Raw genomic sequence first — 24,065 nt, 5'->3', positions numbered from 1 at the left:
GCGATTCCCTGAAAAGGGAGGTGCCTCAACAACGGCCGGTTCCGGGCGGCGCGGACGAGCGGGCGACTAGAACAGGCCGTTCAGCGGTGGTTCGGTGCCGTTCAGGACGTGGGCTCCGACCACGGCGGCCTTCCACGCTCTCGGGTTGTGGTTGGCGACGGTTCTGGCGTTGCGCCAGTGCCGGTCCAAGTTGTGGTGGCGCGCCACCGCCGTTCCGCCGCCCACGTCGAACAGCAGCTCGCCCGCCTTCAACGCCGACTCGGCGGCGAAGAACTGCGCCTGCGCCACCTCCACGGACGCCGCCGTGAGCAGCTCGGGGGCGAGGTCGCCGGCCCACGCCCGGTCGATGGCGGCGGCCGCGCGCAGGACGGCCGCCTCGGCCGCGTACGCGCGCGCCGAGATCTCCCCGACGGCATACCGCACGTACGGGTCGTCGACCGAACGACGGGCGCCGCTGTGCTCGATGGGCCTGGCGTGCTCGCGGGCGAAGACCACCGCGTCGCCGAGCGCGTCGCGGGCGATCCCGGCTTCGACGGCGGCCAGGTAGAGCTGCAGGAACGGTGTGGTGGGGGAGCGCCCGGTCTCGTGCGAGCGCTTGCCGACCTCCGACGGGTGCACGGTGACGCCGTTGAACCGGGTGGTGCCGCTGGCGGTCAGGCGCTGGCCGATGCCGTCGAAATCGTCCAGCAGCTCCAGACCTTCCCGGTCGCGCGGCAGCGTGAAGAACACCCGCTCCCCGTCGTCGTCCACCGCCACCGAGCCGATCCAGTCGGCGAAGAGGGCGCCGGTGCTGTAGTACTTGGTGCCGGTGACCTGGCTCTCGGGGCTGATCCGCGTGCGTACGGCCCCGCTGGGCCCGCCGGTCTCCCAGCCCGCGTTGCCGAACACGTCCCCGGCCAGGTACCGGGGGAACCACCGCTCTCGCTCCTCCTCGGAGGCCGACAGCAGGTGCTCGACCCGGCCGAAGCTGGGGCGTACCGCCTGGGCGATGTTCGAGTCGGCGGCGGCCAGGTCGATCAGGAACGCGAAGACCTCCTGCACCGTGGATCCCGCCCCGCCGTACTCGGCGGAGATCCTGAACGTGAACAGCCCGGCGGTGGCCAGCGCCCGGATCTGGGCGTGCGGCAGCTCGCGCAGCCGCTCCCGCTCGGCCGCTCCCGCCGCCAGCTCCGGCAGCAGCTCGGCGGCCCGCGCTTTCAACTCCGCGACGCTCAGGCCGGTCATCGGGCTCCTGCCGAGGCGAACGGGATCGAGGTGGGTTCCGCGATGGCGGGCTCCGCGGGGTGCCGCCACAGCCCGCGCTCGTGCAGGATCGGCAGCACGCCCTCCCCGAACCAGTACGCCTCCTCGACATGCGGATGCCCCGACAGGATGAACTCGGTGATGCCCAGCCGGTGGTACTCCTCGATGCGGTCGGCCACCTCGGCGTGGCTCCCGACCAGGGCGGTCCCCGCCCCGCCGCGCACCAGCCCGACGCCGGCCCACAGGTTCGGGTAGATCTCCAGGTCGTCGCGGCGCCCGCCGTGCAGGGCGAGCATGCGCTTCTGTCCCTCGGACTCGCTGCGCGCCAGCCCCGCCTGTACCTGCTCCACCGTCTGCTGATCGATCCCGTCCAGCAGCCTGCGGGCCTGCGCCCACGCCTGCTCGGCGGTGTCCCTGGAGATGACGTGCAGCCGGATGCCCTGCCTGAGCGTCCGGCCCTCGGCGGCGGCCAGGTCGTTCACCCACGCGATCTTCTCGGCGACCGCTGCGGGCGGCTCTCCCCAGGTGAGGTACGCGTCCACGTGCCGCGCGGCGACCCGTCCCGCGGCGGGCGACGAGCCGCCGAAGTAGATGTCCGGCACGGGATCCGGCACCCGGTTCAGCAGCGCGCCCTCCACCCGCAGGTGCTCCCCGGTGAAGTCCACGCTGTCCCCGCGCCACAGGGCCCTGATGATGTGCAGGAACTCGTCCGTCCGCGCGTAACGCGCCTCCTTGTCTAGGAAGTCCCCGTACGCGCGCTGCTCGTGGCTCTCGCCGCCGGTCACCACGTTCAGCAGCAGCCGCCCGCGCGAATGCCGCTGGAACGTGGCCGCCATCTGCGCCGCCAGCGTGGGCGAGACCAGCCCGGGACGGAACGCCACCAGGAACTTCAGCCGCTCCGTCGTGTCCGCCAGCATCGCTGTCGTCAGCCACGCGTCCTCGCACCACGCCCCGGTGGGGGTGAGCGCGCCGACGAAGCCGAGGTGCTCGGCGGCGTGCACGATCTGCCGCAGATACGCCAGCGTGGCCGGGCGTGCGCCTCCCGCCGAGCCCGCGGGCAGCCCGTGGCCGCCCCCCACGACGTCACGGCTGTCGCCGTACGTCGGAAGGAACCAGTGAAACGTCAAGGACATCGGAAGGTCTCCCCCTAGAGCAGGCCGTGGCGCGGAGGCAACTGGCCGTTGAGTACGTAGCGGCCGATGTGCTGGATCTTCCAGCGGGCCGGGTCGTGCAGGGTGTGGGTGCGGGCGTTGCGCCAGTGCCGGTTGAGGTTGAGCTCCTCCAGGCTGGAACGGGTGCCGCCCAGCTCGAAGATCGCGCTGCCCAGCTCCACGGCCACCGGGTCCGCGAACGCCTTCGCGGTGGCCACGGCTATCGAGGCGGCGCCGGCCGAGTCGTCGGTCAGGTCCGCGCGGGCGGCGTCCACGGCCGCGCCGGCCGCGTCCAGCAGCGCCTCGGCAGCCCGCACCTTGATCGCCAGCTCGCCCACCCGCTGGATCACCAGCGGGTCGTCGGCTGCCCGGTCCTGGCCGCTCTCGAACCACGGCCTGGCCTTCGTCCTGACGAACTCGACGGCCTCGTCCAGCGCGCCCGCCGCGATGCCGACATCGATGGCCGCGTGCAGGAGCTGTGCGAACGCGCCGTGCAGCTGCGGCCCCGTGAACGTCAGGTGGTGCGGCACCACCCGGTACTCGGGGACGAGTACGTTCTCCAGCAGTACCGTGCCGCTGGCCGTGGTGCGCTGCCCCATACCCGCCCAGTCGTCCACGACGGTCAGCCCGGGGGCGTCGCGCGGCAGGTACGCCACGTGCAGCGTCCCGTCCTCGCGCCGGGCCAGCACCGGGATCCAGTCGGCGAACAGCGCGCCAGTGCTGTAGTGCTTGGTGCCGTTCAGTGTGAATCCCCCCTCGGGGGCGGCCGTCAGCGTGGTCCGGTAGTCCTGCACGTGTTTCGTGCCCGCCTCGGACTGCGCATTGCCGAAGCGCCGCCCTTCCAGGACCTCGCCGAAGAAGAACTTGCGCTGGTCGGCCGAGCCCTGCCGGCGCAGCACGTTCACGTACACGAAGTGGCTCTGCGGGATCTGCGCGAGGTTCGGGTCGGCGGCGGCCAGCACCTTGAAGACCTGGGCGACCGTGCGGGCGCTGACGTCCGCGCCGCCGTGCTCACGGGGCACGGAGATCGCGAGGAGCCCGCTGGCCGAGAGGCGGTCGAGCTCCGGTCCCGGCAGGCGGCGCTCGGTGTCGCGGGCGGCCGCCTCCACCGCGAACTCGCCGGCCAGGTCACGGGCCACCGCCAGTGCCTCGGCGTCGTCCGCGATCACATGTGTCATGTGTTTCGTCCGTTCTGCGTGTTACGTTATGGTTCACCGTAATCCCTTCAATGTAGGTAGGCAATACCTGTTTCCGTGAGGAACCTCATGCTCTCCAGATGGAAACCGCTGCTGGCCACGGCTCTGCTCGCGTCGCTGCTGACCGCGTGCGGCTCGGGCGCCTCCGGCGGCGGCAGCGCCCCCGCGACGGACTCCGCTCCCAAGGCGGGTGGCCGGCTCGTGCTCGGCGAGAACGGTGACGAGCCGGCCTGCCTCGACCCGCACCAGCTCTCCACCACCAACACCACGGTGGTCGACCGGCCGATCTTCGACTCGCTGCTGTGGCAGGACAAGGACGGCACGCTCAAGCCCTGGCTGGCGTCGGCGTGGAAGGTCTCGGACGACGGCCTGACCTACACCTTCACGCTGCGCGACGGCGTGAAGTTCCATGACGGCGCGCCGTGGAACGCCGAGGCGCTCAAGCTCAACCTGGAGCACATGCGGGACCCGGCGACCAAGTCGCCGCTGGCCGCCGGATACATAGCGCCCTACAAGGAGAGCGAGGTGAAGGACGAGCACACGCTTGAGGTACGTCTGTCCTCGCCGTACTCGGCCTTCCTCAACGTGCTGGCCCAGTCGTACCTGGCGATGATCTCGCCGAAGCAGCTCAAGGAGGACCCGGGGAGCACGTGCGAGCACCCCGTCGGCTCGGGGCCGTTCGTGTTCGAGAAGTGGACGAAGGGTCAGAGCATCACGTACCGGAAGAATCCGGATTACGCCTGGGGGCCGCCTGGACAGCACATGGGGGCCGCGTACCTGGACGGGCTGGAGATCCGGTTCCTGGCCGAGGACGCCACCCGCTACAACGCCCTGCTCTCCGGCGAGGTGGACGTCATCGACAACACCCCGCCCTCCAACGTCCAGGACGTCAAGGCGAACCAGGACCTGAACTTCACCACGATCGACCGCCCCGGGCACCCGTTCTCCGTCTGGCTGAACACCGGCCGCGCCCCCTTCGGCGACCAGCGGGTACGCCAGGCGCTCACACTGGCCGTGGACCGCAAGGCGATCATCGACAGTGTCTCGTTCGGCCAGTGGAAGCTCGCGACCGGCTTCGTCACCCCCTCGACCCCCGACCACGCCGAAAGCGGCCAGATCGGCTACGACCCGGCCAAGGCCGCCGAGCTGCTCGATGAGGCGGGCTGGACCGGCAAGGACAAGGACGGCATCCGCACCAAGGACGGCAAGCGGCTGACCGCGGTCGCCCTGGACAGCGGCGTCAACCCGCAGAACACCCAGATCCTCGTCCAGACCCAGGCCGCCGCCGCCAAGGCCGGCATCGAGATCAAGATCGAGAACGTCACCGCGCCGATCGCCTCCGACCGCGCCGCCCGCGGCGACTTCGACGTGTCGGTCGGCATCTGGACCACGAACACGGCCGACGTGCTGTGGATCCAGTACTCCTCCAAGAACATCACCACAGACAAGCGGCGCGGCCAGAACACCACCAGGCTCGCCGACCCCCAGATCGACAAGCTCCTCGATCAGGCCCGCGCGGCCACCGACGGCGCCAGGCGCGCCGAGCTCTACGGTCAGGCGCAGGCCCGGCTGATCGACCTGGCGCCCGCCGTCCCGCTCTACAACCGGCCCAGCCTGGTCTCCTCGCAGAAGAGGGTGCACGGCCTGGCCTGGGACAACGCGTACGGCGCCATCACCTTCCACGACACCTGGGTGAGCGCACCATGAAGAAGACCCTGCCCCTCCTCCTGGCAGTCCTGTTCTCCGGCCTGCTCTCCGGGTGCGGCACGGGCGCCGCCTCCGGAGCCGAGGGCGACGGCGGGCCCAGGCGCGGCGGCACGCTGGTGCTCGGCGAGAACGGGCAGGAGCCGCCCTGCCTCGACCCGCACGGCAACTCCAGCTCCGACGGCCCCGTCTCGACGGTGCCGGTGGCCGACTCGCTGGTGTGGTTCGACGCCGGCGGGAAGATCCAGCCGTGGCTGGCCGACAGCTGGGAGATCTCGCCTGACGGCCTGACGTACACCTTCAAGCTCCGCCATGGGGTGAAATTTCATGATGGAGCCGTCTGGAACGCCGAGGCGCTCAAGGCCAACTTCGAGCACATGAAGGACCCGGCGACCAAGTCGCCGCTGGCCGCCTCGTACATCGCGCCCTACAAGGACGCCGAAGTCGTCGACGACTACACGCTCGAGGTCCACCTGTCGTCGCCGTACAAGCCGTTCCTGGACATCCTCGCCCAGGGTTACCTCGGCATGATCTCCCCGAAGCAGATCAAGGAGTCCCCGCAGAGCATCTGCGAGCACCCGATCGGGTCGGGCCCGTTCATCTTCGAGAAGTGGACCAAGGGCCAGAGCATCACCTACCGCCGCAACCCGGACTACAACTGGGGCCCGAAGAGCGCCAAGCACTCCGGCCCCGCGTATCTGGACCGGCTGGAGATCCGCTTCCTCACCGAGGACGCCACCCGCTACAACGCGCTGGCCTCCGGCGAGGTGGATGCCATCGACTTCACCCCGCCGCAGAACGTGGACGAGGTCAAGGCCAACCCCGACCTGGGCTTCCTGAGCGCCGTCCGGCCCGGGCACCCGATGGCGTTCTGGCTGAACACCTCGCGCCCGCCGTTCGACGACGTCAAGGTGCGCCAGGCACTGCTGGCCGCCGTGGACCGCCAGTCGATCATCAAGGGCATCTCGTTCGGCCAGTACCAGGTCGCCAAGGGCTTCCTCACCTCCTCCACACCGGGGTACGCGGCCGGGGTCCCGATCGCCTACGACCCGGCGAAGGCCGCCAAGCTGCTGGACGAGGCGGGCTGGACCGGCAAGGACAAGGACGGCATCCGCACCAAGGACGGCAAGCGGCTGACCGCGTACTTCCCGATCGCCGCGAACTTCCCGGCCCAGCGCATGCAGATCGCCGTCCAGACCCAGGCCGCGGCCAAGAAGGCCGGCATCGACATCCAGATGCAGACGCCGCCCGAGCAGGAGATCACCGACCGCCTGCTGAAGGGCGACTACGACCTGACCTCGGGCCTGTGGGCGACCAACACGGCCGACGTGCTGTGGATCCAGTACTCCTCCAAGAACATCACCACCGACAAGCGGCGCGGACAGAACGTCGCCCGCCTGCGCGACGACAAGATCGACGAACTGCTGGAGAAGGCCCGATCGGATCGGAACCCGGCCACGCTGTACGACCAGGCGCAGGCCAGGCTGGTCGAGCTCGCCCCGGCGATCCCGTACTACGACGACCCGCGGCCGGTGTCGTACCAGAAGAAGGTGCACGACCTGACCTTCACCCCGGCCTACCCGTCGCCGTACTTCTACGACACCTGGCTGGACCGATGATCAGGTTCATCGCGTGGCGGCTCCTGGCCGGGGCCGGCGTGCTGTGGGGCGCGGCGACGCTGAGCTTCCTAGTGGTGCACTTCACCCCCGGCGACCCCGCGGAGTCCATCGTCGGCGGTGAGGGCGCCGCCCCGACGCCCGAGGTGCTCGCCCAGGTCACCGCCGAGTACGGGCTCGACCGCCCCTGGTATGAGCAGTACGCCGCCCACCTGTGGCGCATCGTGCGCGGCGACTTCGGCACCTCCTACCGCCTGCACACGCCGGTCACCCAGGCCATCGGCGAACAGGCCTGGGCCACCGTCGAGCTGGCGCTGGCCGCCGCCGTCACCGGACTCGTGCTGGCCGTCGTGGTCGCGCTGGCCACCGCCAGGCGGCGGCGCTGGATCCGGGGCCTCGCCTCGGTGTCGGAGCTGCTCGTGGCCTCGACGCCGGTGTTCTGGCTGGGGATCGTGCTGCTGACCGTGTTCTCGTTCGGGCTGCGGCTGTTTCCCGCGACCGGCAGCCACGGGTTCGCCTCGCTCGTGCTGCCGGCGCTCGCGCTGGCGCTGCCGATCGCGGGCGTGCTCGGCCACGTTCTGCGCGAGGCACTCGAAGAGGTGCTGGACGAGCCATTCATCGTCTCGGCCCGCAGCCGCGGCCTGGCCGACACGGCCGTACGGGTGCGGCACGCGCTCAGGCACGCCCTGCTGCCGCTCGTCACGATGACCGGCTACACGGTGGGCGCGCTGCTCGGCGGCGCGGTCATCACCGAGACGCTGTTCACCCGGCAGGGCATCGGCCGCCTGCTGATCTCCGCGGTCAACGCCAAGGACCTGCCGGTCGTGCTCGGCGTCGTGCTGCTGTCAGCCCTGGTGTACGTGCTGGTCAACCTCGTGGTCGACCTGCTCTACGCGGTCGTCGACCCCCGGCTGAAGGGAAACCGGTGAAGCGCTTCCGACCCGGCGTCTGGCTCGCCGCCGCCGTGCTCGTGCTGCTGGTGCTGGCCGCCGTCGCGCCCAGCCTGTTCTCCGGCCAGGACCCCCTGTCCGTGGACAGCGCGCAGACGTTGCGCCCGCCCAGCGCGGCCCACCTGCTCGGCACCGATGAGAACGGCCGGGACGTGCTGGCCCGTATCGTGCACGGCACCCGCACGTCGCTACTGCTCGGCTTCGGCGCCATCGCCATCGCGCTCGTCTTCGGAGGCCTGCTCGGCCTGGCCGCCGGGCTGGGCAACCGGATCATCGAGAACGTCATCATGCGCCTGTCCGACATCGGCCTGGCCTTCCCCGAACTGCTGCTGGCCCTGGTCGTCATCACCGTGGCCGGTGGCGGGACGGCCAACGCGATGCTCGCCATCGGCGTGGCCAACATCCCGTCCTACGCCCGGCTCGTCCGCGCCCAGACACTGGCCATCCGCTCGTCGAGCTACGTGGAGGCGGCGCACGCCCTCGGCCTGTCCGGGCTGCGCGTGGTGCTCCGGCACGTCCTGCCGAACGCCGTCAAACCCGTGCTCATCCTGGCCACCATCGGCGTCGGCACCGCGCTCGTGGCCGGCTCCGCGCTGAGCTTCCTCGGGCTCGGCACCCCGCCGCCCGAGCCCGAGTGGGGCTCGATGTTGTCCACCGCTCGCAACTTCATCTCGCGCGCCTGGTGGTACGGCGTGTTCCCGGGCGCGGCGATCACGCTCACGGTCATCAGCGTGACGGTCGTCGGCCGCGCGCTCAGATTGCGATCGGAGGGGAGGACCTCGTGGTGAAGGTGGAGAACCTGCGGGTGGCGTTCGGCCAGGCCGAGGTCGTGCGCGGGGTCTCGTTCGAGATCGGGCGCGGTGAATGCCTGGCCCTGGTCGGCGAGTCCGGCTCGGGCAAGAGTGTCACAGCCCGCACGCTCGTCGGGCTCACCGGAGACGGCGCCCGCGTCAGCGCCGGAGAGCTGGCCTTCGACGGGCAGGACCTTACCAAGCTGCGCGAGCGCGGCTGGCGGCGCGTGCGCGGAGGCAGGATCGGCTTCGTGCTCCAGGACGCCCTGGTATCCCTCGACCCGCTGCGGCCGGTCGGCAAGGAGATAGCGGAGGTCCTGGCCGCGCACACCGACCTGGCCGGTGCCGCCCGCCGCGCCCGCGTGACCGAGCTGCTCGCCTCGGTCGGCGTGCCCGAGCCGGAGCTGCGCGCGGCTCAGCTCCCGCACGAGCTGTCCGGTGGGCTCAGGCAGCGCGCCCTGATCGCCACCGCCATCGCGGCCGAGCCCGAGTTGGTCATCGCCGACGAGCCCACCACCGCGCTGGATGTCACGATCCAGGCGCAGGTGCTCGACCTGCTGGCGGGGCTCAAGAGCCAGGACAGGTCGCTGCTGGTGATCAGTCACGACCTGGCGGTGGTGGCCCGGCTGGCCGATCGGGTGGCGGTGATGAAGGACGGGGTCATCGTCGAGCAGGGGCCCACGCGGCGGGTGCTCGGCGCGCCGGAGCACGAGTACACGAAGCGGCTGCTGCGCGCCATCCCCGCCGAGCACACCAAGGGCACCCGCCTGTCCGGCACGTCGCCCGCTCCGCCCCGCCGTTCTCCCGGCGAGGTCGTGGTACGCGCCGACGGCGTCGGCAAGTCGTTCGGCGGGCGGGCCGCCGTGCGGGAGGTGTCGTTCACGCTGCGGGCGGCCGAGACGGTCGGGGTCGTGGGGGAGTCCGGGTCGGGTAAGACCACCACGGCAAGGATCGCGCTCGGGCTGACCGAGCCGGACACCGGCACCGTCGAGGTGCACGGCCAGAAGTGGGCCGGCCTCGATCGGGCCGCCCGGCGCCGCCTGCGCCGGGATATCCAGACGGTCTACCAGGACACCCTGGCCGCCTTCGACCCCCGCTACACGGTCGCCAAGGTGCTGGCCGAGGCGCTGGCCGTGGCGGGCGTGCCGCGCGAGCGCCGCCGCGACCGCTCCGTCGAGCTGCTCGAGCTCGTCGGCCTCGGCCCTGAGCACCTCGCCCGCCGCCCGCTCCAGCTCTCCGGTGGCCAGCGGCAGCGCGTGGCCATCGCACGAGCGCTGGCCCCTGAGCCCGCCGTGATCGTGTGCGACGAGCCCGTGTCCGCGCTCGACGTGTCCGTCCAGGCGCAGGTGCTGGACCTGCTGGAGGACGTGCAGCGGGAGACCGGGGTGGCGTACCTGTTCATTTCGCACGACCTGGGCGTGGTCCACCACCTGTGCGACCGGGTCCTGGTGATGAAGGACGGCCAGGTGGTCGAGGAGGGGCCCGTCGAGGACGTCTTCCACACGCCCGAGCACCCGTACACCAAGGAACTGGTGGCGGCCATTCCAAGGATTTCAGTGACATGGCACGTGTGATCAAGACCGACGAGGAGGCGATCGAGATCGCCCGCGAGCTCGCCGGCGACTTCGCGAAGGGCGCCGCGCGGCGGGACTCCGAGCGCATCCTGCCGGTGGCCGAGATCGAGGCGCTGTCGCAGAGCGGTCTGCTCGCCATCACCGTGCCCGACGAGCACGGCGGCGCGGGCGTGCGCACCAGGACGCTCGGCGCCGTCGTCAGGGAACTGTCCGCCGCGGACGGCAGCATCGGGCAGATCCCGCAGAACCACTTCTGGTACGTCGACTCCATCAGGGAGCACGGCACCCCGGAGCAGCAGGCGTTCTTCTACCGCGAGGTGCTGCGGGGCCGCCGCCTGGGCAACGCCGCCGTGGACGCCCGCGGCAGCGACGGAACCCGCGAGCGCGCCAGGCTGCGACCGGCCGACGGCGGCTACCTGATCTCCGGCCGCAAGATCTACTCCACCGGTGCGCTGTTCGCCCACTGGATCCCCGTGATCGCGCTGGACGACGACGACCTGCACCACACCGCGTTCGTCACGCGCGACACCCCGGGCGTGGCGATCGTGGACGACTGGGACGGCATCGGACAGCGCACCACCGCCAGCGGCACGGTCCTGCTGGAGGACGTGTACGTGCCCGCCGACCGGGTGATGCCCGGCCGCAGGGACGGCGTCAGCACGTTCCGCAGCTTCGGCCTGCTCATCCACGCCGCCATCGACACCGGCATCGCCGAGGGCGCGCTCGCCGACGCCGCCGCCTTTCTGCGCGGCTACACCAAGGGCGGCTGGCCGGGCAACGAGACTGCCAAGGTGGTCGAGGACCCGGTGGTCGTCCAGCGTTTCGGCGAACTCGCCGTCCTGACCCGCGCCGCGCGGGCGCTGCTGGAGAGCGCGGGCGACGCCATCGACCGGGCCCGCGCGAACCCGCACGAGACCGCCCTGGCGGACGAGGCCGCCGTAGCGATGGCCGCGGCCCGCGCTCAGGCCGACCGGGCCGCGCTGCGGGTGACCAGCGAGTGGTTCGAGCTGGCCGGAGCCGGCGCCGCCCTGCGCCGGCTCAATCTCGACCGGCACTGGCGCAACGCCCGCACGCACACCGTCCACGACCCGCGCCGGCTGAAGGTGCACGACGTCGGCGACTTCCACCTCAACGGCATCGCCCCGAGGAGCTTCCCCCGATGAGCCGGATCATCCATTTCAACCTGTTCGAGATGAACTGCGTCGGCCACATCCAGCACGGCCTCTGGACGCACCCCGCCAACAACCGCCATCGCTACACCGACCTGGACTACTGGACGGACCTTGCGAAGCTCCTCGAACGCGGCCTGTTCGACGCGGTCTTCCTCGCGGACGTGGTCGGCGCGTACGACCGCTACCAGGGCGGCCCCGAGACCGCCATCCGCGAGGCCGTGCAGATCCCGGCCAACGACCCGCTGCTCGTCGTGCCCGCGATGGCGGCGGTGACGAAGCACCTGGGGTTCGCGGTGACGTTCTCCACCACCTACGAGCCGCCGTTCGCGCACGCCCGCCGCATGTCCACCCTCGACCACCTCACCAAGGGACGGGTGGCGTGGAACGTCGTCACCTCCTACCTCCGCAGCGCCGCCCGCAACTTCGGGCTCGACGACGAGATCGAGCACGACCTTCGGTACGAGATCGCCGAGGAGTACCTGGAGGTGCTCTACAAGCTGTGGGAGGGCAGCTGGGAGGACGGAGCCGTGGTGCGCGACCGGGAGCGCCACGTCTACACCGACCCGGCCAAGGTGCACGCCATCGACCACGTGGGCAAGCACTTCAGGGTCGCGGGCCCGCACCTGTCGGAGCCATCGCCGCAGCGTACGCCGGTCATCTACCAGGCGGGCAACTCCGAGCGCGGCAAGGACTTCGCGGCCCGGCACGCCGAAGCCGTCTTCACCGGCGCGCTCTCCCTGGAGGCGCTGCGCGAGGAGATCGCCGACCTGCGGCGCCGGGCCGTCGCGCACGGGCGCGACCCCGACCTCGTGAAGGTCTTCCCGGGAGCGTCGGTCATCGTGGGCAGGACCCAGGAGGAGGCGGATGCCAAGGTCGCGGATCTGCAGGGGCACATCAGGGCGGAGGGTTTCCTGGCCCAGCGGGGGAGCGGCATCGACCTGGCGGCGTACGACCCGGAGGAGCTGATCGACGACATCGTGGCCCGCCCCGGCGATTTCACCGAGCGCGCCATCCGGCCCCTGGTGGGGCGAGGGCTTCGGGTGCGCGATGTGCTGGAGTCGGTCGGCCGGATCGGGCAGGGGCCGTTCTTCGTGGCGGGCCCGCCGGAGCGGGTGGCCGACGAGATCGAGCGCTGGGCGGACGAGACGGGCGCTGCGGGCTTCAACCTGATGCAGTACCTGTCGCCGGGGACGGCGGAGGACTTCATCGAGCTGGTGGTCCCCGAGCTGCAGCGCAGGGGCCGCTACCGCATGGAGTACACCGACTCGACCCTCCGCGAGCGGCTGCTCGGCCCCGGCATCCACCGCCTCCCGCCCACCCATCCGGGAGCGGCGTACCGCTCGCTCAGCGGGTGACGTGACCGACACGGAAGAAGCCGTCGGGGTCGAAGGCCCGCTTGGCGTCGCGCAGCCGCCGATAGTCGGGCGCCGTGTACGCGGCCGCCGTCCTCGACGTGTCGGCCAGGAAGTTCAGGAACGTGCCCCCATTGGCGTACGGGCGCAGCGCCTCGGGCAGCCCCGGCACCGGCGTGTCCACGATGACCGACAGCTTGGTGGCGCGGTGGCTGACGGGCCCGGCGTCCGGACCCGGGCGGCCCATCGCGCCGCCCCAGTGGCGGATCTCCACGGTCTGCGCGTGGTCCGCGGCCCGCACCAGAGTGCCGATCACCTCGTCGGGCACACTCTCGAACATGTCCATGTGCCGGTTGGGTGTGCCGCCCATGGACGTGGCCGCGTACGTGCTGGGGCGCGTCTCGTCCAGCAGCGCCGGGCCCGCCGCCTTCCACAGCGGCGTCAGCAGTTGCCTGGCCTCCGCCGCGTCGCCCGCGTGCACCACCTTGACCATGACGACGTGCCTGCCCCGAACCGGCTCGGGCGCGTCGCCGGGCATCCGCTTGAGCACGACCGCCGTGCTGATCTCGTCGGGAGCGTGCTCGATCCAGCTCCGGTACGCGTTCAGCGTCTCGCCGGCCGCCTCGATGGGGAAGTACGCGAACCCCGAGTACACCTTCTCCACGGGGTAGAGGCGGAACTCCAGCGAGGTGACGACGCCGAACCCGCCGCCGCCCCCGCGCAACGCCCAGAACAGCTCAGGGTGGCTGCCGGCGCTCGCCACGACGTGCCGGCCGTCCGCCAGGAGCACCTCGGCCCGCACCACGCTGTCGGACGCGAACCCGTGCTTGCGCGCCAGCCACCCGAGCCCGCCGCCGAGCGTGTATCCGGTGACGCCGACGGACGGCGACGACCCGGACAGCGGCGCCAGCCCGAACGGCGCGGCGGCGGCGATCACCTCGCCCCACAGCGCGCCGGGCCCGACGCGGGCGATCCGCCGGTCCGGGTCCACTAACACCGACGCCATGGCGGACGTCCTGACGAGGACGCCGCCGTCGCACGCGGCGTGCGTGCCGTGCCCGGTCGCCTGCACCGCGAACGGCACCCCGTGCCGCCTGGCCGCCAGCAGGGCGGTCCGCAGATCCCGCACGCTGTGCGCCTCGGCCACCACGGCCGGGCGCGAGTCCACTCGCGGGTTGAGCGAGCGGCGAAGCTCGTCGTATCGGGCCTCGCCCGGCAGGTGCACGGCCCCGGCGAACCCGGGAAGCGTGATCTCGTCCTGGACGATGTACGGCTGGCTCATCTTCTCGGCCCTTCTCTCCGGTGATCTGCGACCACTGTGCTGGAGGGCGCTTACGGCTTCGTTCCCGTCGCCTTACCGCCGCCCTTAAGTCCTCAGGATCCTGGCAGCGGGGTCTGACAAAATCCGCCCGCCGTCGCCTTCTCCGCTACGCCACCGGTCGTACGAACTCATGGGGAGTAGTCGCCACGTCGTACGTGCCGCGCGTCGTCACCTCCGCACCGCGCCGGTGCGGTGAGACGTCGCACGACGGGACGTGGCGCGACGTCGCCCGGAACTCCCGAAGCCACGGTGTAGAGATCGTCGCGGTCAGCTACCGGGGGAGACCGTGCTGGAGCGGGTCATGAGTGTGCCGCGAAGCCATCCAGCAGCAGGTCGGCTACCTGGGGCCCGATGGTGGCGGGGTCGGTGCGCAGGGTACGGGCGAATCTGGTGACGACGTGCAGGGTGCCGGTGATGGCTTGCGGGAGCAGCTCGGGTGGGAGGTCGTGGCGGAGCAGCCCTTCCTGCTGGCCGCGCTTGACCAGGGCGAAGACGGCTTGGTGCATGCGCCGGGAGGCCGGGGGCGGTGACGGGCGGTGGGAGTCGGTGGGCAAGGGCTGCCATTCGGAGCTGACGGCGAGCACCGGGTAGCGCTGGATGATCGCGGCCATCTCGATGATGAGCGCGCGCAGGGCGGCAACCGGGTCGAGGTCGCTTTCCAGGGCGTTGGTGATGACCTGCTGGGCTTCAGCGGCGGCGGTCTCGAAGATGGCCAGGCGCAGGGACTGACGGTTGCGGAAGCGGCGGTAGACGGTCATGCGCACCAGCCCCGCCTCGTCGGCGATGCGCTGCATGGTGGCGTTCGGATCCTCGGCCAGCACCCGGGCGGCGGTGGACAGGATCAGTGCGTCGTTGGCGCGGGCGTCGCTGCGCGTTCCCCGGCGCCGTGGTGGGGACGGAGTCGGGGCCGGTGGGCGAGTCGCGGAGCTCACCCGTTAAGTGTTACACATCTGCCTCAGGTAGTGGCCTAGCTTCTGCGGCATGTCCAATCGACCGACAACGCGGCAGGGGCGCATCGACCCGGACCTGTTCAAGCTGGGCCTGGTTCTCGTGCTGGGTGTGGGCCTGTTCACGGCCGGATCGGGCCTGTGCGCAGCGGCCTGGGACGCGGGCAGTCTGATCACCTTCCGGGTGGTGCAGGGCGCGGCCGGGGCGCTGCTGATGCCGGTCGCGCAGACCATCCTGGCCAGGGCCGCCGGATCCGAGCGCATGGGACGGGTGATGACCCTGGCCGGCTTGCCTGCCCTGCTCATCACGGACGCGGGCACCCTGGGCGCTCTCCTGCCACCCCGTGGCGGCACCGTCCCGGCTCGTACCCAACCGAAGGAGCAATGATGATCAGCAGAGAGATCCACCTTGTCCGCCACCCCGAAGGCAAGCCCCGCCTTTCGGACTTCCGCCTGGTGGAGACCTCTCTCTCAGCCCTGGGCGACGATCAGGTGCTGGTACGTAACCGGTACTTCGCGCTCGCCGCCGTCATGCGCACGCTGATGTCCGGCGCCGACATCGGCATGCCGCTGGGCACCTACCGACCTGGCCACGCCCTGTTCGGCTCCGCGCTCGGGGAGGTGGTCGACGCCGGGCGGGCCGCCAAGTGCAACCTTCGCGCCGGCGATCTGGTCCTGCACCACTACGGCTGGCGCGACTACGTCGTCGAGTCCGCTGCGCGCTTTCGCCGGGTGCCTCCCGACGCGCTGCCCGATCCGATCCTCCATCTCAACCAGGGGCTGACCGCGTACGCCGGGCTGATCCGGGTGGCCAGGATGCGCCCAGGTGACATCGTGTTCGTCTCCGGCGCCGCCGGCGCGGTGGGCACCATGGCCGGCCAGATCGCGCGGCTGAAGGAAGCAGGCCGGGTCATCGGCAGCGCCGGCTCCCCGGCCAAGCTCGAACTGCTGACGGGCAGGCTCGGCTACGACGCCGCGTTCGACCACCACGATTCCCCCGTCGTCGACAGGTTGCGCGAGGCCGCCCCCGACGGCATCGACGTGTACTTCGACAACGTCGGCGGCGAGCAACTCGCCGCGGCGCTCGAGCTAGCTCGGCCCGGAGCCCGATTCGCCTTGTGCGGGGCGCTGAAGGATCAGCTCGGCGACACGAGCGCCGCAGTTCCGGTGGACCCCGCCGAGATGATCGGCAAGAGGCTCACGATGGCCGGCTTCCATGTGGCCGATCATCGCGACCTGCACGCAGCATGGTCGGAGGACTTCGGCGGCTGGCTGCGCGCCGGGCGCATCGAGGTGCCGCAGGTGGTCGTGCCCGGACTGGAGGCCGCGCCGGGCGCGCTGCTGTCCCTGCTGCGCGGCGAGTACGCCGGGATGGTCGTGGTGTCCGTCGTCTGAGCAGTACCAGGTAACCAGCCGAGCAGATGCACACAGGCCGATGGCAGGACCACCCACCAGGCCCAGTCGTCTTCACGGTCACACTGCTCAAGCTGTACCTGGCCCGCGCCGGCTTGCGTTCGTGTCCATCGGGCCGAAGACAAGCTGGATGAGCGAGCGGGCAATCGCTTCCGGATCGCCCTGGGCATTTTCGGGCAGAGAGCCGCTGAGCCACAAGCCGGCGAAACGGTGGGCGAGCGACCATGCGGCGATCGTGGTCAGCCGGTCCTGCGCCGGACTCGGCGACAGTCTGCGGGCGCTGGTGACTAGCACATGGGCGACACGTTCACGTGCGGATCGCATGCCGCGATCATCCGCGCGATACAGCACCGGACGGAACATCACTTCAAAGTAGGGCCTGTGGTCGATGGCGAAGCGCACGTACGCCACCCCACCGCCACGTCCCCGGCCGCGCGTTCCACACTGCCGGCGAACAGCTCGAACCCCTCGGCGGCCACGGCCGTCAACAGCCCCGCCTTGTCGCCGAAGTGGTGGGCGGGCGCGGCGTGCGAGACGCCCGCATGCCGCGTTTGTCAGCGCGTACGAGGCTGCCGACATCGACAGGCTGGCGGCCCTGCTGACCGACGACGTCTTCATGTCCATGCCGCCGCTGCCCCTCGAACACCAACGCCGAGACGTTGTGGCTCGTTTCTGCGCCGACCTGTTCGGCTTCGGGCCGCAGGTTCGACCTCGTGCCGACGCGAGCCAACGGTCAGCCGGCGTTCGGCGCCTACCTGCGTGCCCCTCCCGGCGTCCGGCACGGGAGCGGCCTGTACGTCCTCGCCACCCGAGGCGCCCGGATCCGCGCCATGACACGCTTCGAAAACAGTGTGTTCCGTCGTTCGGGCTACCGCGATCACCGCCCCTTGCCTCCGGAAGCCGGGACAACTCTGCACGAATCTCCGACGTGATCCAGGGCCGCCTTAGTTTGTGCAGGGAATCACCATTGTCAGTGGAGGCTGATCCGCGGCCGGCCATTAGGCGCACGCCTGCAAACAAATGCATCGGATCTCATTACGCTTAATCTTCGCGAATACTGATATTTCGGGCGTTCGCCTCAAGCTGCGACGGAACGAAAACGTTTGATTGGCCGATGAGGTGGTACAACGCCGACATGGCAGGAAGTGACGGAAGTGACTCGTCTGGGGCGCAGAATTATGGGATGCCGAGCAGACGGCACTTGCTTGCCGGGGGAACACTCGCCGCGGCCCTGGCTTCTGCGGGAATCTACGAGCTCGTCGACGCGCTGATCAGGGCGCCCGAACGGCCGGCGGCGCCGACCCGCCTGCCCTTGCCGCCGGAACAATATGCCATCCCGCAGCCGCGCGTCATCATGGACGACGGCTCCGGAATCGCCAGCAGTAAGGGCACGATGCAAGTCGCGATCCCGCCCTTCCACGCTCATGTCATCACGGCGAAGCTCAACGTGCCGGGAAAGGCGAAGCCTTTGCAGGAGGCGCAGCGGCACCTGGAAGGAGTGCTGCAACGCCTGGAACAGCAGTTCCCGCCCGCCCCGGGCGGAGTGACCATCACGGTGGCCTGGGGACTTCCTTATTTCGAGCATTACATCCCCAGGCTCGAGAAGGGGTCGGGCTATTTCGACGCCGGCACGTCGTACCCGGCATATTTGCCGGTGGACTTGATCACCTCGAAGGAGCGCGGTCGGACCGTCTATGCGCTGCAGGAGTCCAGGACATTTCCGAGTGATGAGCCGCCTCCCGGCTTCGGGCCGGTTCGCCTGGAGCAGAATGACGTGGCGGTACTCCTGCGCAGCGACTCACTCGCCCATATCATGGCCGCCACGAACGCCCTGTTCGGAACGGGAGGCAATCAAGCGGGCAACCTGTTCAGGGTGACCAGCATTCGCCGAGGCTTCACCGGCGGCGCGCACACCGGGCGGCAAGGACTGGCGAGCAAGCTGGCGATCAAGGGCGGCATTCCCGGCGCGAAGTTGATTCCTCGGCAGGCGCCGATCTTCCTCGGATTCACCACCACACTCAGGGACGCGGAGAGCTCCATCCCGGTTTCCAACCTCGAGACGTTTCCTGGCTGGACCGACCAATGGCCCGATGGATACTTCAAGCACGGGACCATCATGCCCCTGTCGCACCTGTTCGAAGACCTCGTCGCCTGGTACTCAAAAACGTTTCCGAAATTCGATGACCGGACCCACGCGATGTTCCGCCCAGGAGTTTCGTTCCCGCCGGGGACGGTCACGGCGGATCCACCCGAGCAAAATGAGGCCGACGTCCTTCGCGACGTGCAGAAATATCACTCCTACGGGCACAACGGAAGTATGCAGCCCGTGAATCGTCTGCAGAGGGAAATGACCAGCAACTACGGTCATGTCTATCCCGTGAACACGGCCATCACCAACCGCGGGGACTTCTCCACGGTCGACAATCCGTTCCACTACACTTCGGATCCCGTCGGAGACCACTACAGCAGACAGGAGGCTGCCGGACTGCATTTCTTGCTCTTCGCTCCGACCACCGAGACCTTCAATCGCGTGCGCCTCGCCATGGACGGCGAGTTTCCCGGCGGCAAGCGTGCCCCTTTCTCTCCGCGCTCCCCGGGAGCCGGCTTGAACTCTGTCGTGCACACGACGCATCGGCAGAACTTCCTGATCCCGCCCCGCTCCCACCGGTCCTTTCCACTTGCCGAGTTCCTGGCCTGACCAGACCTAGGGGATGGAAAACTGCGATTCGCGGACTGATCTGGGCGTATGCGAGCTTGGGCCAGTCATGGCATGTCACTGTCCGGAACGACGATCACATCCAGCGGGTAGTGGCCGTTGTAGCCGAGCCCGTGCTGGTTCCACACGACATCCTCCGGGCGGGGCTGGACACGACCGGCCTTGTCCTTCGCGCGCGACATCACGCGGTACTGCCCCGGTTTGACCCCGGGCCAGGGCGCCTCGAACCGCACCCACATGTAGGGCTCGGCCGCGCTCAGCAGCTTCGCCTGACGCCAGGGCATCTCGGTGGCCCAGCGCCCGGGAGCGACCAGCTTCTCCACGGAGACATCGACGCGCTCGATGGCGCCTGCCCCCGACCACGCCCGCCCGCGCAGGGTGATGTTGCCGGGATGGAGTGTGATCTCCGGGTCGTGCTCGATGGCGCTGCGGACCGGGCCGACGCTCAAGGGGACCGGCTGGGGATAGGCAGGGCCGACGAGCACATGCCTGGTCTGCAGCCCGGTCGGCGTAATGCGGTGCTTCGACACCTCGATCTCACCCAGCCATTTGATGTAGGTGACGGCGGCCCATCCAGAAAGGATTAGGCGCAGGGGGTAGCCGTGGTCGACCGGCAGCTCGGACCCGTTCATGCGGTATGCCAGCAGAGTGTCGTCCTTGAGCACCTTGTCGGCGGCGGCGACCTGGGAGTAACGGGTCGTGCCGCCGGGGAAGCTGTGATTGACGATGACGTCCAGTCCGGTGAACTTCACGTCCATCGGCGATTCTGCTCCGGCGGCGGCCAGCACGTCCTTGGCCCGCACTCCCGTCCATTCGGCCGCGCCCACCGCGCCGAAGTGCCACTGGGTGTAGCCGACGGGAAGCCAGCGGTTGTCGGTGCCGCCGGGCGGCAGTTTGGGGAAGAAGGCGGCGCAGTTGGCGCCGCAGTCGATCGTGCGCTTCAGGGTCACGGCCGGCATCGCCAGCAGCTCGTCGTAGGTGAACGAGCGGGGGCGCCTGAGCGCGTCGCCGGTGAGCCTGAGCCGCCATGTCCGGCGGTCGAGCTGCGGCGGGCGGGCCCTGTTGTGGATGTACATCCGATCGTTGGGAACGAATTCCCCGAACTCGACGGGTTCGCCCGACAGGGGAGCCTGCCCGGCCGGGCCCCATTTCATCTCCTCCGAGCCGTTCTCGCGGTGGACGAAGTTCCACGACGGCGTCGCCTGCACGACGAAATTCGTCCTCGCGGGCGCCTCCACAGCCGCGTGGGCTGTTGCGGGCTCCGCGAGGAACGGCACTGCGGCGCCCGCTGCCGAGTATGCCAGGAAGCTCCGTCGTGAGCACTCCTCTGACGGCGTCCCCTCAGAGCGGTGAGCATCGGCTTCGTCATGGTCTTCTCGGCGCGCCCTCATGAGTCCCCTTCCACACTCGAATGCAGCATTCGGAAATTTAGGGTCCTCTCGCCACATTTCCCCGCAATATTCCCCGCTCCAGGACGCCCCGACATCGATTTTTCTTGACGTGCCGGCACCGCTGACCACGGTCAGCAGGGCCACCCCTTCGCCGGCTCGTCCTGGCCATCGCAGATGACCTTCAGCCGACGCCGGGACTGGCGAGCCCTATCGAGCCGTCACGAATCGTCCGGGTCGATCGAGGAGGGCGCGGGCCTCGTCGGGACCGAGCATGCTGCCGTGGGCGAACGCCGCGGCATACGCCTCCTCCCCGAGCGTGGAACGGGTCGAGAGGGCGATCCTGTCCAGGTCGCCCTGTTCGGCAGGCGTGACCGCCTTCGGGATCGACTCGCGGGCCGCCGCGGCTGCCCCGAGCAGTTGGGCGGCCTCATGGGAGTGGCCGTCGAGCGCGCAGGCGCCGGCGAGACCGGACAGGGCCTGCGCGAGGTCCGCACCCGCGCTCAGGTCCCGCGCGATGGCGAAGGCCTCCATGTGCCGGGCCATGGCTCCCGCGGGGTTGCCGCGCAGTTCCTCGACATAGCCGAGTTCGACAAGGACGCTCGGTGCGTACAGAGGGCGTCCCGGTCCGGTGTGGTGCCGGGCGGCGTCCATGAGGTTCAGCAGGTGGGCCTCGGCCGCGGCCAGGTCGCCCTCCCGGCGAGCCGCGAAGGCGAGCCCCATCTCCGCGAACACGGCGCCGAGGGGAGAGCCCTGCTCTGTGGCGAGCCGAAGCCCCCGCTCGCAGTGCTCACGCGCCGACGGGTAGTCGCCGCATTCCATGGCGATCCAGCCCAGCCAGGACAGGCGCCCGGAGAACTCGGGCCAGAGCCCGAGCTCTCCGGCCATGCGCAGCCCGTCGCGGTGCAGGTGGGTCGCCTGCTCGTAGTCGCCGATCAGAACGGCGTGGGCGCCGAGCCACTCGGTGGCCTGCAGCAGGCCCCACCTGTCACCGAGCCGGCGGAACAGCGCCGCGCTCTGCGCGCCGTCACGCTCGAGCGCGCCTGAGTCGCTCTGGACGTGTGCGTGTTTGGCCCGCAGGCTGAGCGCGGCCGCCACCCCCCACTGATCGTCCACTGCGCGGAACGTGGTCAGAGCCCGGTCGATCAACTCCCCGGTGGCGGCCACATCGCCGAGGTCGATCTCGGCGAACGCGAGGAACCACTCGGCCCTGGCCCGCCCCACCTCGTCCGCCACCCCTTGGTACGCGTTCAGTACCGCCTCGTGACGGGCCGGCCAGCCGGCGGTGTCGCCCAGCAGGAACGAGATGCCGGTGTGCCAGGCCATGGCCCTGGCACGGGCGGCCGGGGGCGCCTCACCCCGGGCGTCCAGCGCCGTCCGGAGCGAGCGGCGCGCGTCGGTCAGCCGGCCGCGCAGGAACCAGTGCCAGGTGAGCGCGTTGGCCAGGCGCAGCGCGAGATCGGCCTCGCCCTGCCGGGCCGCGTCGTCGAGCGCGTCGTGCAGGTTTGCCGCCTCGGCGTCCAGCCGCTGCAGCCAGCACCGCTGATCGGGGCCGTAGAGGTGAGGTTCGGCCCGCTCTGCCAGCTGGGTGTAGTGGGTGCGGTGGCGCCGCCTGATCTGCTGGAGCTCCCCGGCCTCGTGCATGCGTTCGGTGCAGTAGACGGCCACCGACTCCAGCAGCCGGTAGCGGGGATCGTCGTCGCGGCGGTCGGACATGACCACGAGCGACCGGTCCACGAGGCGCGCCAGGATGTCGAGCACCTCGTCGGGCCCGACGCTGCCGGCGGCGCAGACCGCCTGGGCGGCCTCCAGGGTGCACCCGTCGGCGTGGACGGCCAGGCGGCGCAGCACTGCGCGCTCGGGTGCGGTGAGCAGCTGCCAGCTCCAGTCGATCATCGCCATGAGCGTCTGCTGTCGTGGCGGAGCACCTCGGTGTCCTGTCGTCAGCAGCCGGAACCGGTCGTCGAGCCTGGCGAGCAGGCCGTGCATCCCCAGCGTGCGCACGCGGGTGGCGGCCAGCTCCAATGCCAGGGGGATGCCATCCAGCCTGCGGCACAGCACCGCGACGGCCTCCGCGTTGTCGGGCGTGAGGGCGAACCCGTGCGCTGCGGCGGCCGTACGCGTCACGAAGAGCCGTACCGCGCTGAACCGCGCCAACGTCGCCGGATCGGTGCCGTCGCCGGGGCCGGGCACCTCCAGCGCCGGCACGGGCCACACCACCTCACCTGCCAGGCCGAGCGGCTCCCGGCTGGTCGCCAGGACACGCAGTCCGGGCACGGCGCGCAGCAGGAGGCCGGTGAGCTCCGCGACCGGCTCGATCACGTGCTCGCAGTTGTCCAGCACCAGCAGCAGCCGCCTGGCGCGCAGGGCCCGGGCGAGCCGGTCGGCGGGAGCCTCCTGCGGTCCGGCGCCGCCGTCGTGGATGTCGAGGGCCGCCATCACCAGGTCGGTGAGTGATCCCATCGCATCGGGCAGACCGGGCCGCAACGCGCCCAGCTCGACGAGCCATGCGCCGTCGGCCAACGTCTCGGCCATCGGAACGGCGACGTCGATCGAGAGCCGGGTCTTGCCCACCCCGCCCGAGCCGGTGAGCGTCACCAGCCGGTGTTGTCGCAGGAGCGCGCGCACCTCGGCGAGCGCGTCGTCGCGGCCGATCAGGCCGGTGATGGCGTTGGGCAGGTTGGTCGCCGGCGCGGGACCGAGCGGCGCGTGAAGCCCTGGGTCATGAGCCAGGATCGACCGGTGCAGCCCGGCCAGGGCGGGACCTGGGTCCACGCCGAGCTCCTCGGCCAGGTGGGCGCGGGACTCCTCGTAGCTGCTCAATGCCTCGCCCTGTCGCCCGGCCCGGTAGAGGGCGAGCATGTGCAGGGCGCGTGGCCGCTCCCTCAGCGGGTGGCGGGCCAGCAACTCGCCGAGCTCACCGGCGACCGCGGCGTGCATGCCGAGCGCGAGCCGGGCCTCGGCCAGGTCCTCCATGGCGGTGAGGCGCTGCTCCTCCAGGCGCGCGATCGTGGTGCGGGCGAACGCCTCGTCGGCGAAGTCGATGTAGGCCGGGCCCCGCCAAAGGGCCAGCGCCCCGGACAGCAGCTCGGCCTTGGCCCGTGGGTCGTCCGTCTCACGCGCCTTGGCGGTGAGGCTCTCGAACCGGTGGGCGTCCACCGTGCCGGCGTCGACGCGGAGCAGGTAGCCCGGCGGCGGGGACACGACGAGCGCCCGCCCGCCCGGTTCGGCGTCCTCCAGCGCCCGGCGTAGGTAGGAGGCCTTCGCCGACAACGCGCCCGGCGCGTTGCCCGGCGGATCGTCGCCCCACAAGTGATCGATGAGCAGGTCGGCGGGCACCGGCCGCCCGTGGTGCACCAGCAGGGCCGCCAGCAGGGCCCGGACCTTCAGCCCGGGCACCGCGACGGTGCCGCCGTCGTCCCGCCACACCGCGAGCGGCCCCAGGACCCCGAAGCGCATGACCGCCACCATAACGGGAGCCGGCGACAATTTCGCCGGCTCGCGGACCCTGCGGCCCTGAGCGAGGGCTGTG

General features: G+C 70.6%; 18 protein-coding genes. 10 read left to right on the top strand and 8 right to left on the bottom strand.

The features are described from left to right. Window positions 1–66: 66 nt before the first annotated feature. The 3 genes from ACQPWU_RS33855 to ACQPWU_RS33845 are packed head-to-tail and all read right to left on the bottom strand — an operon-like array spanning window position 67 to window position 3,571. Complete coding sequence (locus tag ACQPWU_RS33855; protein WP_433429042.1) at window positions 67–1,224, bottom strand: acyl-CoA dehydrogenase family protein; 1,158 nt, start codon at window positions 1,222–1,224, stop codon at window positions 67–69. Beyond that, entirely contained in the window at window positions 1,221–2,375 is a 1,155-nt protein-coding gene (locus ACQPWU_RS33850) for an LLM class flavin-dependent oxidoreductase (RefSeq protein ID WP_433429039.1), read from the bottom strand. Before ACQPWU_RS33850 ends, ACQPWU_RS33855 begins: the two co-directional genes overlap by 4 nt. 14 nt (window positions 2,376–2,389) lie before the next feature. Then, the gene (locus ACQPWU_RS33845; RefSeq protein ID WP_433429036.1) at window positions 2,390–3,571 is read right to left on the bottom strand and encodes an SfnB family sulfur acquisition oxidoreductase; all 1,182 of its coding nucleotides are present in this window, start codon (window positions 3,569–3,571) and stop codon (window positions 2,390–2,392) included. Between the two features lie 87 nt (window positions 3,572–3,658). Here ACQPWU_RS33845 and ACQPWU_RS33840 point away from each other — a divergent pair, with 87 nt between their 5' ends. The 7 genes from ACQPWU_RS33840 to ACQPWU_RS33810 are packed head-to-tail and all read left to right on the top strand — an operon-like array spanning window position 3,659 to window position 12,751. After that, the gene (locus ACQPWU_RS33840) at window positions 3,659–5,296 is read left to right on the top strand and encodes an ABC transporter substrate-binding protein (protein WP_433429034.1); all 1,638 of its coding nucleotides are present in this window, start codon (window positions 3,659–3,661) and stop codon (window positions 5,294–5,296) included. Then, entirely contained in the window at window positions 5,293–6,912 is a 1,620-nt protein-coding gene (locus ACQPWU_RS33835; RefSeq protein WP_433429032.1) for an ABC transporter substrate-binding protein, read from the top strand. Before ACQPWU_RS33840 ends, ACQPWU_RS33835 begins: the two co-directional genes overlap by 4 nt. Beyond that, window positions 6,909–7,838: an ABC transporter permease gene (locus ACQPWU_RS33830; RefSeq protein WP_433429029.1), complete on the top strand. Its 930-nt coding sequence runs from the start codon at window positions 6,909–6,911 to the stop codon at window positions 7,836–7,838. The genes ACQPWU_RS33835 and ACQPWU_RS33830 overlap by 4 nt, the downstream gene beginning before the upstream one ends. Then, window positions 7,835–8,647, top strand: a complete 813-nt coding sequence (locus ACQPWU_RS33825; RefSeq protein WP_433429027.1) for an ABC transporter permease — start codon at window positions 7,835–7,837, stop codon at window positions 8,645–8,647. Before ACQPWU_RS33830 ends, ACQPWU_RS33825 begins: the two co-directional genes overlap by 4 nt. After that, window positions 8,641–10,224, top strand: a complete 1,584-nt coding sequence (locus tag ACQPWU_RS33820) for a dipeptide ABC transporter ATP-binding protein (protein ID WP_433429024.1) — start codon at window positions 8,641–8,643, stop codon at window positions 10,222–10,224. The genes ACQPWU_RS33825 and ACQPWU_RS33820 overlap by 7 nt, the downstream gene beginning before the upstream one ends. Further along, entirely contained in the window at window positions 10,212–11,387 is a 1,176-nt protein-coding gene (locus ACQPWU_RS33815; RefSeq protein WP_433429022.1) for an SfnB family sulfur acquisition oxidoreductase, read from the top strand. The genes ACQPWU_RS33820 and ACQPWU_RS33815 overlap by 13 nt, the downstream gene beginning before the upstream one ends. After that, a complete protein-coding gene (locus ACQPWU_RS33810) occupies window positions 11,384–12,751 on the top strand; it encodes an LLM class flavin-dependent oxidoreductase (protein ID WP_433429020.1) in 1,368 nt (455 codons plus the stop codon). The genes ACQPWU_RS33815 and ACQPWU_RS33810 overlap by 4 nt, the downstream gene beginning before the upstream one ends. Here the strand turns inward: ACQPWU_RS33810 and ACQPWU_RS33805 are convergent. Beyond that, window positions 12,741–14,030, bottom strand: a complete 1,290-nt coding sequence (locus ACQPWU_RS33805; protein ID WP_433429018.1) for an FAD-binding oxidoreductase — start codon at window positions 14,028–14,030, stop codon at window positions 12,741–12,743. The genes ACQPWU_RS33810 and ACQPWU_RS33805 overlap by 11 nt on opposite strands. A 338-nt stretch (window positions 14,031–14,368) precedes the next feature. Then, the gene (locus ACQPWU_RS33800; RefSeq protein ID WP_433429015.1) at window positions 14,369–15,001 is read right to left on the bottom strand and encodes a TetR/AcrR family transcriptional regulator; all 633 of its coding nucleotides are present in this window, start codon (window positions 14,999–15,001) and stop codon (window positions 14,369–14,371) included. Window positions 15,002–15,050: 49 nt separating this feature from the next. On the opposite strand from ACQPWU_RS33800, the gene ACQPWU_RS33795 reads away from it, so the two are divergent. Next, window positions 15,051–15,404, top strand: coding sequence for a hypothetical protein (locus ACQPWU_RS33795; RefSeq protein ID WP_433429012.1), 354 nt, complete (start codon window positions 15,051–15,053; stop codon window positions 15,402–15,404). Beyond that, complete coding sequence (locus tag ACQPWU_RS33790; RefSeq protein WP_433429009.1) at window positions 15,401–16,411, top strand: zinc-binding dehydrogenase; 1,011 nt, start codon at window positions 15,401–15,403, stop codon at window positions 16,409–16,411. The genes ACQPWU_RS33795 and ACQPWU_RS33790 overlap by 4 nt, the downstream gene beginning before the upstream one ends. An 87-nt stretch (window positions 16,412–16,498) precedes the next feature. Here ACQPWU_RS33790 and ACQPWU_RS33785 read toward each other — a convergent pair whose 3' ends face one another. Beyond that, the gene (locus ACQPWU_RS33785) at window positions 16,499–16,831 is read right to left on the bottom strand and encodes a TetR-like C-terminal domain-containing protein (RefSeq protein WP_433429006.1); all 333 of its coding nucleotides are present in this window, start codon (window positions 16,829–16,831) and stop codon (window positions 16,499–16,501) included. A 781-nt stretch (window positions 16,832–17,612) separates the two neighbouring features. Here ACQPWU_RS33785 and ACQPWU_RS33780 point away from each other — a divergent pair. Then, complete coding sequence (locus tag ACQPWU_RS33780; RefSeq protein WP_433429003.1) at window positions 17,613–19,127, top strand: DUF7405 family protein; 1,515 nt, start codon at window positions 17,613–17,615, stop codon at window positions 19,125–19,127. A gap of 65 nt (window positions 19,128–19,192) precedes the next feature. Here ACQPWU_RS33780 and ACQPWU_RS33775 read toward each other — a convergent pair whose 3' ends face one another. Together ACQPWU_RS33775 and ACQPWU_RS33770 are read right to left on the bottom strand one after the other, a co-directional pair. After that, window positions 19,193–20,353, bottom strand: a complete 1,161-nt coding sequence (locus ACQPWU_RS33775; protein ID WP_433429001.1) for a molybdopterin-dependent oxidoreductase — start codon at window positions 20,351–20,353, stop codon at window positions 19,193–19,195. Window positions 20,354–20,743: 390 nt separating this feature from the next. Next, window positions 20,744–23,992: a BTAD domain-containing putative transcriptional regulator gene (locus tag ACQPWU_RS33770; protein WP_433428998.1), complete on the bottom strand. Its 3,249-nt coding sequence runs from the start codon at window positions 23,990–23,992 to the stop codon at window positions 20,744–20,746. Between the last annotated feature and the right edge of the window lie 73 nt (window positions 23,993–24,065).

It is taken from the genome of Nonomuraea sp. CA-141351 (genome assembly GCF_050944675.1).
Classification (GTDB): Bacteria; Actinomycetota; Actinomycetes; order Streptosporangiales; family Streptosporangiaceae; genus Nonomuraea.
The sequence above is the reverse complement of the archived record's forward strand: the minus strand, read 5'-3'. Positions and strand labels throughout refer to the sequence as shown.